The organism is Planktothrix serta PCC 8927 (assembly GCF_900010725.2).
GTDB classification, from domain to species: Bacteria; Cyanobacteriota; Cyanobacteriia; order Cyanobacteriales; family Microcoleaceae; genus Planktothrix; species Planktothrix serta.
On the sequence record NZ_LR734886.1, the window covers coordinates 10,295 to 23,875 of the forward strand.

Consider the following 13,581-nt stretch of genomic DNA (forward strand, 5'->3'; position numbering starts at 1 on the left):
AAGGGGGACTTGAATCTCCTGTTTCCCCCTTGTTAAGATCAGAAAATTATTCTAATATGAAATCCTTTAATGTTTGCTACAAATACTTGATCGGGTGGGTAATAACTTTTTTCTATTCCCTCCTATTCCCTATTCCCTATTCCCTATTCCCTATTCCCTATTCCCTGTTCCCTGTTCCCTGTTCCCTGTTCCCTTGCCATCTGTAGCACTAATTTAAGGATTTCATATAATATTAATCATGATTTTGATAAAAATATTCCCCTTTTGAGTACAATTAAACTATTATCGATTAATCCTAATTCACTGTGCAACCTTCTCCCCCAGAGTCTTTTAATTCTCCCCGACTTCCGAATCAACGGTGGTATATTTTTCCCCAACAACCCGACCTGGCGCAACAATTAGCGGATGAGACGGGAATTATCCCTTTAGTGACTCAAGTTTTAATCAATCGAGGAATTGAAACCCCGGAACAGATAGAAGCATTTTTAACCCCTGAATCGCAAATTTTACCTTCTCCTTTGGAGGAATTTCAGGATTTATTAAAAAGTGTAGAATTGTTAGAAACTGCTATTAATCAAGGGGATAAAATCGCAATTTGTGGGGATTATGATGCGGATGGAATGACGAGTACCGCTTTATTAATGCGATCGCTTTCTCTATTAGGAGCTAATGTTAATTATGCCATCCCTAGCCGCATGACTGAAGGTTATGGGATTAATACCCGTATTGTTGAAGAATTCCATCAGGAAGACGTTAAAATTATCCTCACCGTTGACAATGGAATTGCTGCCTATCAACCCATTGTTAGAGCCAAAGAATTAGACTTAATCGTTATTATTACGGATCACCATGATCTTCCCGAAAAATTACCCCCAGCCGATGCTATTCTCAATCCTAAATTATTACCTGCATTCTCTCTCTATCGAGGATTAGCCGGGGTGGGAGTGGCTTATGTTTTAGCGATTTGTTTAGCTCAAAAAATAGGTAAAGTTCAAGGATTAGTCAATCCTTTGTTAGAATTATTTACATTAGGAACGATTGCCGATTTAGCACCCTTAAATGGCGTTAACCGACGATGGGTTAAACGGGGTTTAAAGTTATTACCTTATTCTCAAATAACCGGAATTCAAGCGTTAATTCAAGTGGCGGGAGTCTCCACCGGATATCAAGTTAAATCAGAAGAACAGCCAGAAAATCCTATCATTCCTCCGGCTTCTAAAACCCTAAAACCTGATGATATTGGCTTTCGTTTAGGGCCGAGAATTAATGCCATTGGACGGTTAGCAGACCCTCAAATAGTGATAGAATTATTAACAACAGACAATATGGGAATTGCTTTAGAAAGGGCAATGCAATGTGAACAAATTAATCAAAAACGGCAACAGTTATGTGAAGAAATTGAACAAGAAGCGATCGCTTGGGTAGAAGAACAACAAATTGATTTTAAACAAGAACGGGTGTTAGTCGTTGTACAACCTGAATGGCATCATGGCGTGATTGGAATTGTCGCCTCTCGATTAGTTGAAAGATATGGCGTTCCCGTGTTTGTTGGAACTTACGAACAGGAAGAAGATGCAACGCAATCTCCCCAAATGATTCGAGGTTCAGCCAGGGGAATTTTAGAATTTGATGTGTTTAAAGCCTTAGAATATTGTCACGATTTACTACATAAATTTGGAGGACATAAAGCCGCCGGAGGGTTTTCTTTCCCTGCGGAAAATTTAGATCAATTTCGACTACAGTTAAGTGAATTTGCCCATCAATGTTTAGAAGTAGAACATCTCAAACCCTTAATTAAAATTGATGCTCTAGCAAATTTAAGTGAAATTAATTTTAATCTCTATGATCAAATGCAGCAATTGCATCCCTGCGGAATAGAAAATAACGCCCCGACCTTTTGGACTCCGAATGTGAGAATTGTGCAACAACGAGTTGTCGGAAAAGGTCATATTAAACTGACCTTAACTCAAGATAAATTTTCCCATACTCAACTCACAGCTTTACCTACAATTAATGCAATGGCTTGGCGTTGGGGGGACTATTACCCCCTACCTCAATGTTTAGATATTGCCTATCATTTAAAAGAAAATACTTGGAACGGTCAAACCAATATTGAGTTAGAATTAGTTGGGGCAAGATTACCCGAATCTCCCGAAAATTATCAACCTCAATTGACAAAAAGTGCGGAATTTTATTATAATAATAAACAATATTATTGCAGTTTATCTGCTATTGGTGAAACCCAAGAATTGAGAATTAAGAATCAGAAAGGAGAAGTATTAGCCATCCAAAAAGGTCAACGCTTTGGACTGTTAGGAAAAAGTCGTCAAGATGCTCAAACCGTTGATGTGTCTCAACCTGTTTTTTATGATTTAATTCAAGCGGCAGTTAGAGCGTTAGAATGATATAAAGGAGGCAAGAGGGAATGGGCAATGAGAAAGATATATAGTAAGAAACGAAAAAAGTGTAGGGGTGAAGTCACTTCACTCCTAAAGGGGAATCTCGATAATTGGAAACTATAATCATTGCAATAAGCTGTTAAGCATCTAAATAGGGGATTCGGAAATAGGGAAACCCTTGTAGTACCAGCGAGGACGCTGGCTAGGATATAAAGTTTAAATGCGGAACAGCTTACCCCTGATGAAAAAACATTATAATAGTAAAAATAATTAATTTTAGTTTTTGCAATGGATAAAATAACAAAATCTAATATAGCTAATGTCATTAAAAATAATGATGTTAATGAGGAAGGTATTTTTGACGCACTTACTAATTTTATTTTAGATTATTTTAGTAATTATGGTACAGAAATAAAAGAAGAACCTGCAACAATTAAAATTTTTCTAAGAGTTGATGGTACTTGGTGTTTTAAAAAAAATATCATATCTAAAACTTTTCACCAAGAAGGAATAATCTATGAAATACCTACAATATCTCAGATGATTGAAGACTTCGATTTGAGTAGATTGTGGACATACTATGACCAAGAGAAAATTTTATTTGCTATCGGATTTTACTACATTGAATTTTTAGATAAAATAATAGCAGAAGCCTTAAATCGTGAAAAAGTAGACTGTTCAGAATCTTACAGGGAATTAGAAAAATTATCAGATATAGATTTATATATATCTGATAATTATTGGGATTGTTGGGATGAATGGGCATGGAGAGATGAAATTTATTAGTTAAAGCCAATGTTTATTTATTAATAGGGGTAAAGACAAAGTTCTCAAGGTTTTTTTGACTAATATAAAGGTGCTAGAGTCGGATATTAGGGCGATTTTAGGGGATGGAGTTTAAGGACTAAAATAAAAATATAGAGTTAGGAGATTTTAGTAATGGCTTTGACAATTTTAGATGAGCAGTTAGAAAGTATTCAACTTTCGGATGAAGTTCGACAAAAGGCTTTACAAAAAGCGAAGGAAGGTTATGTGATGACATTATTAGAGGTAGGAGAAATCAGCAGTGGACGGGCGGGTAAAATTCTGGGTGTTTCTCGTTTAGAGGTAGTAGAAATGATGAAAAAATGGGGTATTTCTCTTTTTGATGATTCCCAGACTTTGGAGGAATTACGTCAAGAAGTTGAACAAGCAGAGTTAATTTTAAATCAGTCTATTTCTTAAATGATTATTATTTCTGATACTACCCCAATTAGCGAGTTAGCAAAGGTGAATCATCTTGATTTGTTGCCGAAACTTTTTGGTAAAGTTATGATTCCCCAGGGTGTATTTGATGAATTACAAGTAGGTCAACATCCAGCCGCAAAAATTGTACAAAATTTGTCTTGGTTAGAGATTGTAAAAGTAGATAATCAGCAATTGGTTAACGAGTTACAACAGTCGTTTAAGTTGGATTTAGGAGAGTCGGAAGCTATTGCTTTAGCGGAGGAGATTGGGGCTTCTCAGTTGTTAATTGATGAAAAGGCGGCGCGGAAAGTTGCTATGGGTCGAAAGTTACCTTTAATTGGGACTGTGGGGGTTTTATTATTGGCAAAGCGTCGGGGTCTGTTGGATAGTGTTAAGGATGTTTTAGATGAGATGCAAGCACAGGGAATGAGAATTTCAGATCGGCTTTATTTGCAGGTTTTAATTTTAGCACAAGAAAAGGAGATTTGAGGCTAATCCATTAGTTAGTAATTAAGATATCCCTGGTATCTGGTTATTAGCTCTCCATATAGGACTATAAAAGTCTGCTACTATTGAGATATTGAACGAACTTAATTGTACTCATGACACTGACAATTCTGGCTGATGTTGCTCCTCTGCAAGCCAATAAAGACGGCGTAATCCTCGTTGGGAAAACCCGTGTAACGTTAGATACTGTAGTAGCAGCTTTTAATCAGGGGGCAACCGCAGAGGAAATTGTTTATCGATATCCATCATTGAAACTAGGCGATGTGTATGGCACTATTGCCTTTTATCTGAATCATCAACCAGAAGTAGAAACCTACCTAAAGCAGCGACGGCAGCAATCTGAAGAGATTCGAGCAATGAATCAAGCACGATTTGATCCACAGGGTTTGCGCGATCGCCTGCTTGCCCGTAAAGCAGAAAATGAGATGTGAAGAGTATTTTCTTTAACTTTTAGTAATAGCTTTAACAATTTTAGATGAGCAGTTAAAAAATATTAGATTTATTTTAACGGTAATGTTTGCACCGTCAAAACTTGAGGAGCAGACGCATCTGGGGGATAGAGAAAATCAACTTTAATAGGTCTAGTTTCTTTGGGTTTTAAGATTAATTTCACTAACGGTTCTCCTTGTTGACCCCGTTTTTGAACTAAATGAAAATAACGAGTTTGGGATTTTCCTTGATCATTATTATAACTAAATCTAACTGTTCCTCGGAAAAAAACTTGAGGTGCAGGAGGGTCAAAAAATCTTAATCCGGGTTGGGATAATTTTTCTTCTTTGATGGGAGTTTGTAAGGTTAAAACAACCGTTTGGGGTTGATTTGTGGGGTTATGAAGGGGTAAATTTAAGTTATATTCTATGCCATAATTGCCGTGAGCTTGATAAGCAGTATCGGGATATCGAACCACTAACGGAGCACTTTGAATTTGATTTGTTCCTAACTGTCCTCTGGGTAAAGTTGAAATCGGATAAGAAAAAGCTTCTCCGGGTTTAGGAATGGTTAAAATAGAACCATTAGTATCAACAATATTACCATTCCAACGAGAACCTAATGCAACTCCGGCGACTCGTCCATAAATGATTTGTTGAGGATTTGTATTCGGGGGGGTGGGAGTGCGATCGCGCGGTGTTACTAATGTTCCTAATTTTAATAATTGTTCCCAGTCTGTTAATGTTGGTGCGATTTCTGTTCTATTTTGTTGCACTGTTGCATATTTGGCTAAACTGGCAATATAAACGTCTCCATCACTTTCTAAACGCATTAAGGTAGACCGACCATTTAAGGGAGGTTCTAAATTTTTAACGGGAATAGGTGCATTTAATAATAGACGACTACTTTGGGGCGGAATAATAATTTTTTCAACAAATTCAGGTTGTCGTTTTCCCCTTAAAATATCATTCATCACCCGACTTCCTGGCCCTGCATAAATAGCCCCATTAGGATTATCTAAAACAGCATCTAGGGGAATAAAAGGCGCATCGGGTTGACTTAAATAACTGGCAGCTTGTAAAATAGAAATAGTAACGGGTTTGTTCCCTGGATTATAAGCTAATATTCCTAAATAAAGGGTTCTTAAATCGTTTTCTTGAGGAGGTTTAGCAACATGGTGGGCAAAAATATCAAATTTGCCTTTAAAGGGAAAATTTAAGTGCGCTTCCGGTTGTTTTTTATCGGTTTTTGGAAAGGTTGACAGTAAAATTCCTTCGTTTAAAATTAGTTCAGGACTATTACTATTAAAAACTGGTATTTGATCTAATTGTCCGGGTAACGGTCGCACCTCTTGAGGTTGTACAATTTCACGCGCCGGAGGGGCGGCTTGGGCGAATAAAGTTAAACTGAGAAATAGGGGTAATATCATCCTGGTGATTAGAATAGACAGAACAATATCCTACGTTTCTCAATAGAAATGCAGGATATAGGTTCAAAGTATCAGATCAGGTTAGAATATGATCTGATCTTCTAAGATTATTTTGTTAAACTCCTCGGGTGGGATTCGAACCTACGACCAATCGGTTAACAGCCGACCGCTCTACCACTGAGCTACCGAGGAACGTTGTGTCTCTCTTTTAGCCACAGTTACTTATAGTAGCGCCAAACCCTAGAATTTCGCAAGCCTTTTTGAAAAAATTTTTTTGAAGTTTGATTTTAAACGCTGAAAAGCCTTTATGGAGACTATTTTAAGCCCATTCTCAACCGAGCGAGACGGTTTTGAGATTCTGCATCCAAAGAACTGGCTAAGAAACGACTAGAAGATTGCTTCCGGGGTTGATGACGGCGTTGGCGACATCGGGTTGTGGCTTCCACCACTTCGGCTAATTGTTCGGCGGACAGGCACTCAGCCCCATACCCCGTGACCGTCAACTGTTGAGCGCGGTCTGAGGTGGCTACAATTAATCGACGTCGGGACAACCGTAATTGACGTCCCAAAGACGCACAGAGTTTTTCAATATAAGTATCTGCGGTTTGCCCAAAACCGGTATAATGAATCGACACATTGCGGGTAATGGTTTCACTGAAACTGGGAGTATTTTGATAGTGGGCGTCAAACACAATGCGAGCGTCCAACCCTTCAAAGGCACTGTAGTCTACTAAAGTTTCAATCAAGTGCCTACGGGCTTCTTCCATCCCGTCACCATCGCGTTTCTGTCGCAATAGAGGCCATATTCCAATAATGTTATAGCCATCTACAAATAAGACAGCTTTAGCGAGGGAACTACTCATGGTTCGATTTTGAAATAAACTTGTATGGGTTGGACGACAAATCAGAAACCGCCCAGAATCCATTTTTTCTTTACATAATATCACAGAACTATAGAGTTAACGGTTAACTGTTCCTTGTTCCCGGTTAAGCGGATTACTAATTAATGCCAAGTACATTTCAGGATACGATAGGATTATGGCTACTATCGATATCCAGGGAGTCAAACACACTTACGAATTGACGTCGCCCACCTCATCGGGTGACGTGCTCGTTTTTATTCACGGTTGGTTATTGAGTCGTCATTATTGGCAACCCGTCATCGACCTGTTATCCCCCCAATATCAATGTTTATCTTATGATTTACGGGGATTTGGGGATTCTCAAATGTTGGCGGGACATCCATTACGACTCGCGGTTTATACCCCCATTTCCTACGCTGAAGATTTAGCGATTTTATTGGACACCCTAAACCTAAACCATGCTTGGTTAGTGGGTCATTCTCTGGGGGGAACTATTGCCCTTTTAGGTGCGGACAAACTTCCCAAAGAAGTAAAAGGCGTGATTTGTGTTAACGCGGGCGGGGGAATTTACTTAAAAGAGGAATTTGAAAAATTTCGTTCCGTGGGAGAAAAAATTGTTAAGTTTCGCCCGCGATGGCTGTGTTATTTACCCCTATTGGATTTAATCTTTACGCGCGCTCAAGTGGCTTGTCCAATTCAACAACGCTGGGGACGACAACGGTTAATCGATTTTGTCATCGCCCATCCTGAAGCTGCATTAGGAGCATTATTAGATTCCACCACTGAAGCGGAAGTGCATCGTTTACCGCAGGTGGTCTCTCGACTGCAACAACCCGTTTATTTTCTGGCGGGACTGCAAGATGTAATTATGGAACCGCAATATGTTCGCCATTTAGCTAGTTTTCATTGGCTATTTCGTCAAGGGGATAACAATGTAATTGAAATCCCGAATTGTGGACATTTAGCAATGGTGGAACAAACTCATGCCGTAGTCGATCACATCAAAAGCATTCTGACTCAGTATTAGACCCTTTTCCCATACCTCCACTTGGGGTCAACAGGCTATCATAGATAGATTCACATTGCTTAATATTTCTTTACCAAATCCTGATGACTTCAAGCAGCATCGACAACTTCAAGCAATTTTTTAAGAAAACAATATTTTTTGACAATGAGCTAACCTCAGAACTGATCGCCATTTTGTTGGTGTACCTTGTTCAGGGAATTTTAGGACTCGCTCGTTTAGGGGTGAGTTTTTTCCTCAAGGATGAATTGGCGATGAGTCCGGCCGAGGTATCGGTTTTACTGGGAATTGTGGCTATTCCTTGGGTAGTAAAACCTTTATTCGGGTTCATTTCCGATGGCTTACCCATTTTTGGCTATCGTCGGCGTCCTTATTTAATCCTATCGGGACTATTGGGGACGTTATCCTGGGTGGCGCTAGGGACAATTGTTCACACTCCTTGGGCTGCTACGGCGGTAATTGCATTGAGTTCCCTTTCCGTTGCTGTGAGCGATGTGATTGTAGATTCTTTAGTTGTAGAACGGGCGCGTCATGAATCTATTAGTAATATTGGTTCACTACAATCAGTTTGTTGGGGAGCATCGGCTTTCGGGGGATTAATTACAGCCTATTTCAGTGGTTTTTTATTAGAAAAATTTTCCCCACAAACGATATTTTTAATTACAGCAACATTTCCCTTAATTGTATCCTTAGTGGGGGGATTAATTGCCGAAGAATTTCAGAATCAATACTCTAATTGGCAAACCGTCAAACAGCAAATTAAAAACCTCCGTCAAGCCATAACCCAAAAATCAATCTGGTTGCCTACAGCCTTTGTTTTTGTTTGGCAAGCCACACCAACGGCTGATGCTGCCTTTTTCTTTTTTACCACCAATGAATTAGGATTTCAACCGGAATTTTTAGGGCGAGTTCGTTTAGTAACGAGCATGGCATCCTTAATCGGAGTTTGGCTGTTTCAACGATTTTTTAAGTCTCTTCCATTTCGGACAATCTTTTTTTGGTCAACGATTATTTCAACGGTGTTGGGAATGACCATGTTGCTATTAGTAACCCACACTAACCGTACCCTCGGTATTGATGATCATTGGTTTAGTTTAGGGGATAGTTTGATTTTAGCAGTTATGGGGCAAATTGCCTATATGCCTGTGTTAGTTTTAGCCGCCCGTTTATGTCCGCCGGGGGTAGAAGCTACATTATTTGCCTTATTAATGTCAGTTTCTAATTTAGCGGGATTAATTTCTTATGAATTAGGGGCTTTACTAACCCATTGGTTTGGGATTACTGAAAAAAACTTTAATCAATTATGGTTACTGGTAATTGTCACGAATCTTAGCACTTTATTCCCACTGCCTTTAATTCATTGGTTACCCAATAGTAGTGCAGAAAGTGAACCCTAAAAATATCATGTTATTGGATTAACAGGTTATATTCAATCCTATGTATTCTGCTAAAAATTCACTTTTTGCTATCCTTGGGATCAAAGGGGTCAAAAAAGATTAGAACATTTACAGGAAAAATAGAACAAGCATATTGCTGATCCTTTCGGTGAAGAATAAATTAAAATTGATCTTTCACCCGGCAGTCAACAGATACGGGTCTTCTGTGTTAGGCTGATAAAAACGGAATCAGCAAACTCTTAAGCGAGGGAATCCGATGAAGTTTAGCATCGTCATTACAACCTATAACCGACTTGCTTTACTAAAACGGGCAATTGATTCTGCATTGAATCAAACCGTGTCCTGTGAAGTTGTGGTTGCTGACGATTGTTCTTCCGATGAAACAGAAGAGTATGTTCGCGCTTTATCTGCTTCCTTAGTTCAACAAGGAGATGATCGTTTAGTTTATTATCGAAATCAGTCTAACCAAGGTCATTCTATGACGATGAATGCCGGGGTTGCGGCTGCTTCAGGAGATTGGATTAAACCAGTCGATGATGATGATTATTTAGCGGTGAATTGCATTGAAGAAATGATCAAAGCAATCACAACTTATCAAACCAAAGTTAATCAAAATTCATCCTTACAGGCGGTGATTTGTTCCTGTCAATCGGCTCAAGTAGATCCTAATGGCTTAGAATTAAGTCGAACTCGCATCAGTGGCCCTGGCACAGTTTATTATATCCCCCAGGAAGATATTCACTATGGAATGTTATTAGAACAAGTGCCCTTTGGAACCCCCATTCAAGTTGCTTATCGTAGAGATGCGTTTCTCAATTCTGGGGGATGGGATTCGAGTTTAGATATTAATTGTGATGATATTGATTCTTGGATTAAAATTGCTCAATTTGGAGATGCAATTTTTATTAATCAATGTTTAGCTTATCGAACGATTTGGCCGGGAGCTTATAATCAAAAAATATCTCTGGAAAAACGACTAGATGCTAATATTTTAATTAAGGAAAAAATTTATCACCGGGTTCATCAAAAACATCATATCCGACTTCCTAACCTCGAACATATCCGTGATTATCTGAAATTGCATTGGAGTATTGTGGCTCTCAAAAAAGCTAAACTTCGGAATGCTTGTTATTTTTGCTCAACATCGGTGTTTTCTCTTCAAGGTTGGAAATTATTACTATCCTCTATTTTAAATCGAAAACAACCTGCTTCAAAATTAAAACAAATATTCAGGGAAAATAAAGAAGCAGAAGTTTTAGTCAAGAAAAATATTTTAATTGAATAATTCTATGAGACATATTTTTAAAATCGCTCAAACTTTAATAGTGACATACTATGCTTACATGGTAGAATATCGAGCCGAATTATTTTTGTGGGCTTTATCCGGTTCTTTACCATTTATTTTAATGGGAATTTGGATTAAAGCCTCCCAAACAGGTAATATTGAACTGAGTGATATTGAATTTGCTCGATATTTTTTGGCCGCATTTGTTGTTCGACAAGCTAATGTGGTTTGGGTGATTTGGGAATTTGAAAAAGAAGTTATTCAAGGAAAACTTTCCCCGCGATTATTACAACCTATTGATCCAGTTTGGCATCATTTTCTCAGCCATATTGCCGAACGATTTGCCCGTCTTCCCTTTATTATAGGGCTAATTATTTTATTTTTTTCCCTCTATCCTCAATCATTTTGGATACCCAGTTTAGGACAATTTTTATTGTTTTTGTTAACATTAATTCTAGCTTTTATGCTGCGATTTATTATTCAATATACCTTTGCTCTATTTTCCTTCTGGACAGAACGAGCCAGTGCCATTGAACAAATTTGGTATTTACCCTATCTATTTTTATCAGGAATTATTGCACCGTTAGACGTGTTTCCTCCCTTGATTCGGGAAATAACATTATGGACACCCTTTCCCTACCTGGTTTATTTTCCCGCTTCTATTATTGTAGGATTTCCCATTGATATATTTCGCAGTCTATTAACAATGTTCTTTTGGGGAACTATATTTTTTATTGCTAACCGTTGGTTATGGAAACAAGGATTAAAACAATATTCAGGAATGGGAGCCTAGTAGTGAGTCCTTCAGGACTCTCTTAGCCCTAAAGGGCTTACTACAATTTAATTGTTCTTGTATTAAGATCAATAAAGCTATTTTCAATCAATTATTAGGAACATACCAACGATGAGACTCCTTCACACAATGTTACGAGTAGGAAACCTAGACCGATCTCTAAAATTTTACTGCGATATTTTAGGAATGAAACTGCTGCGTCAAAAAGACTATCCAGGGGGTGAATTTACCTTAGCATTTGTGGGGTATGGCGATGAATCCGATCATAGCGTCATTGAGTTAACCTATAACTGGGGTGTCGAACACTATGAAATCGGTACAGGTTATGGTCATATTGCCCTTGGTGTCGATGATATTTACCAGACTTGTGAACAAATTAGAGCCGCAGGTGGTAAAATTACCCGTGAACCTGGCCCCATGAAACACGGAAGCACTGTGATTGCATTTGTTGAAGATCCAGATAGTTATAAAATTGAGTTAATTCAGTTAGGAACTCAAGGATCAAATTCGGACAAAGAAACACCTGTTACTGCGTCTACAGCATCTTCATAAAACCCCATCCTATCCCTCCCCTTCATCATAGGAGGGGAAATCAATAAGATATACTGGTTTTGATCAAATTAAACTTCTCCAGCCTTGAACCCATTAGTCCGAAAACCTTTAGAAGAAATCCTATTATGAAGCCCAAAATTGCGATCGCTTGTCAGGGAGGAGGAAGCCAAACCGCTTTCACGGCGGGTGTCTTTAAAGCTTTATTTGAAAACAAGATTCAGGATTATTTTAATATTGTCAGCTTAAGTGGAACCTCTGGAGGTGCCATCTGTGCATTCCTGATCTGGTATGCCCTGAAAAAAGGGGATGATATTATTTGGAAACGACTGATCGACTTTTGGGAAGATAATACAGCCCAAACTTCTCAAGAAAAGTTTTTCAATGACTTTGCGATTAAAACTTTGGAATGGGTCAGTAAAGGGAAAATTCCTCAGTACAATTTAAGTCCTTATTCCCCCATCGTTAAAGCTTGGTTTTCCTTTTCGACCCAAGGTTTACGGAGTCGATTTACCAATTTTGAGGAATTACTAGGAGCCCATATTGATTTCTCAGAATTAGCGACTTGGGGTATGCAACCTGAACCGCCAATCTTACTGATCGGCGCTTGTAATATCCTCACAGGCCGATTACATAAATTCAACTCCTATCAAGAAGCTATTAAACTCGAACATATCTTGGCTTCTGCTTGCATACCTAACCTTTTCCCTGCCGTTTCTATTGAAGAAATGGCTTATTGGGACGGACTTTTTTCTGATAATCCACCGATTGATTCTTTGATTAAAAGCAATTTTGTCGGAATTGCCAATCTTCCCCAGGAAATTTGGGTAATTAAAATTAATCCCACAACCCGCGATAAAATCCCCACAGCCCCCGATGATATTGCCGATCGCCGTAATGAATTAGAGGGAAATCTCTCTTTATTTCAGAGCCTCGGTGAAATTGAAAATCTCAATAATCTCTTTTTAATGGGAGCATTTAACGAGGAATTTCTCGCCCAAATTGATGTGAAAGAACCGATGAAAATTCCTAAATCTTTTCCTGATGATCCCGACCGGGATTACCATATCCCCATGATTGAAATGTCTGAAGATTTAGCCAAAATATTGAATTATGAAAGTAAATTAGATCGCTCTCCAGAAATGATTAATCGGTTGATTCAAGACGGGGAAAAACAAGGTAAAAAATTTATTGAAACCCGATTAAAACAGATGGGTTTGAAGTAACAATAGGGAGCGAGTTTAATGTTCCAAGTCGGTGAAGTTTCCCGTCGTTTGGGACTTAATCCCCAAACGTTATACTTTTACGAGCGGATTAAATTAATTCCCTCTCCCCAACGCACGGTTGCAGGGTATCGGCTTTATACCCAGGAAGATATAGAGCGGATTGTTTTTATTACTCGCGCTAAATCTTTGGGGTTAAGTTTAGAAGAAATTAAAGATATTTTAGTGTTAAAAGATGGGGGAGAACTCACCTGTCAAGCGGTCTATGACCGACTCAGCCAAAAAATTCAAGATATTCAAGAAAATATCCACAAATTGCAGACCCTCCACGATGAGTTATTGCCATTATTAGAACAATGTCATCGCAATTTTGACCATCCTGATCCGACTCATCAATGTATCGTTCTGGAAAAAGATTGAAAAAATTTCTAAAAACCCTTGACCTTATACTCATGT

Annotated in this window: 14 protein-coding genes and 1 tRNA gene; 12 read left to right on the forward strand and 3 right to left on the reverse strand. The window is 38.5% G+C overall.

Annotation, left to right across the window (positions count from 1 at the left end; genetic code table 11):
* The first annotated feature begins 305 nt into the window (after positions 1 to 305).
* From PL8927_RS26050 to PL8927_RS26070, 5 genes are all read left to right on the forward strand, one after another.
* A complete protein-coding gene (locus tag PL8927_RS26050; RefSeq protein ID WP_083626784.1) occupies positions 306 to 2,405 on the forward strand; it encodes a single-stranded-DNA-specific exonuclease RecJ in 2,100 nt (699 codons plus the stop codon).
* A 282-nt stretch (positions 2,406 to 2,687) separates the two neighbouring features.
* A complete protein-coding gene (locus PL8927_RS26055) occupies positions 2,688 to 3,185 on the forward strand; it encodes a hypothetical protein (protein ID WP_083626786.1) in 498 nt (165 codons plus the stop codon).
* A 153-nt stretch (positions 3,186 to 3,338) separates the two neighbouring features.
* A complete protein-coding gene (locus PL8927_RS26060) occupies positions 3,339 to 3,623 on the forward strand; it encodes a UPF0175 family protein (protein ID WP_083626788.1) in 285 nt (94 codons plus the stop codon).
* Positions 3,624 to 4,115 carry a DUF3368 domain-containing protein gene (locus PL8927_RS26065; RefSeq protein ID WP_083626791.1) on the forward strand — a complete coding sequence of 164 codons (492 nt, stop codon included), beginning with the start codon at positions 3,624 to 3,626 and terminating at the stop codon, positions 4,113 to 4,115.
* 113 nt (positions 4,116 to 4,228) lie between these two features.
* Entirely contained in the window at positions 4,229 to 4,564 is a 336-nt protein-coding gene (locus PL8927_RS26070) for a DUF433 domain-containing protein (protein WP_083626794.1), read from the forward strand.
* A 68-nt stretch (positions 4,565 to 4,632) separates the two neighbouring features.
* Here the strand turns inward: PL8927_RS26070 and PL8927_RS26075 are convergent, their stop codons facing one another.
* The 3 genes from PL8927_RS26075 to PL8927_RS26085 all read right to left on the reverse strand — a co-directional run bounded on the left by PL8927_RS26075 (position 4,633) and on the right by PL8927_RS26085 (position 6,854).
* Positions 4,633 to 5,988 carry a DUF3370 domain-containing protein gene (locus PL8927_RS26075; RefSeq protein WP_083626886.1) on the reverse strand — a complete coding sequence of 452 codons (1,356 nt, stop codon included), beginning with the start codon at positions 5,986 to 5,988 and terminating at the stop codon, positions 4,633 to 4,635.
* Positions 5,989 to 6,111: 123 nt separating this feature from the next.
* Positions 6,112 to 6,183, reverse strand: a tRNA-Asn gene (locus PL8927_RS26080).
* 122 nt (positions 6,184 to 6,305) lie between these two features.
* Complete coding sequence (locus tag PL8927_RS26085) at positions 6,306 to 6,854, reverse strand: NYN domain-containing protein (RefSeq protein ID WP_083626887.1); 549 nt, start codon at positions 6,852 to 6,854, stop codon at positions 6,306 to 6,308.
* A gap of 175 nt (positions 6,855 to 7,029) precedes the next feature.
* On the opposite strand from PL8927_RS26085, the gene PL8927_RS26090 reads away from it, so the two are divergent.
* From PL8927_RS26090 to PL8927_RS26120, 7 genes are all read left to right on the forward strand, one after another.
* Positions 7,030 to 7,881, forward strand: a complete 852-nt coding sequence (locus PL8927_RS26090; protein WP_083626797.1) for an alpha/beta fold hydrolase — start codon at positions 7,030 to 7,032, stop codon at positions 7,879 to 7,881.
* Between the two features lie 77 nt (positions 7,882 to 7,958).
* Positions 7,959 to 9,275, forward strand: a complete 1,317-nt coding sequence (locus PL8927_RS26095) for a folate/biopterin family MFS transporter (RefSeq protein WP_083626799.1) — start codon at positions 7,959 to 7,961, stop codon at positions 9,273 to 9,275.
* 256 nt (positions 9,276 to 9,531) lie between these two features.
* Positions 9,532 to 10,560: a glycosyltransferase family 2 protein gene (locus tag PL8927_RS26100; protein ID WP_083626801.1), complete on the forward strand. Its 1,029-nt coding sequence runs from the start codon at positions 9,532 to 9,534 to the stop codon at positions 10,558 to 10,560.
* A 4-nt stretch (positions 10,561 to 10,564) separates the two neighbouring features.
* A complete protein-coding gene (locus PL8927_RS26105; RefSeq protein WP_083626803.1) occupies positions 10,565 to 11,353 on the forward strand; it encodes an ABC transporter permease in 789 nt (262 codons plus the stop codon).
* Between the two features lie 111 nt (positions 11,354 to 11,464).
* The gene (gloA, locus tag PL8927_RS26110; RefSeq protein WP_083626805.1) at positions 11,465 to 11,905 is read left to right on the forward strand and encodes a lactoylglutathione lyase; all 441 of its coding nucleotides are present in this window, start codon (positions 11,465 to 11,467) and stop codon (positions 11,903 to 11,905) included.
* A gap of 125 nt (positions 11,906 to 12,030) precedes the next feature.
* Positions 12,031 to 13,128, forward strand: coding sequence for a patatin-like phospholipase family protein (locus PL8927_RS26115; protein ID WP_083626807.1), 1,098 nt, complete (start codon positions 12,031 to 12,033; stop codon positions 13,126 to 13,128).
* A gap of 18 nt (positions 13,129 to 13,146) precedes the next feature.
* The gene (locus PL8927_RS26120) at positions 13,147 to 13,545 is read left to right on the forward strand and encodes a heavy metal-responsive transcriptional regulator (protein WP_083626809.1); all 399 of its coding nucleotides are present in this window, start codon (positions 13,147 to 13,149) and stop codon (positions 13,543 to 13,545) included.
* Positions 13,546 to 13,581: the final 36 nt, after the last annotated feature.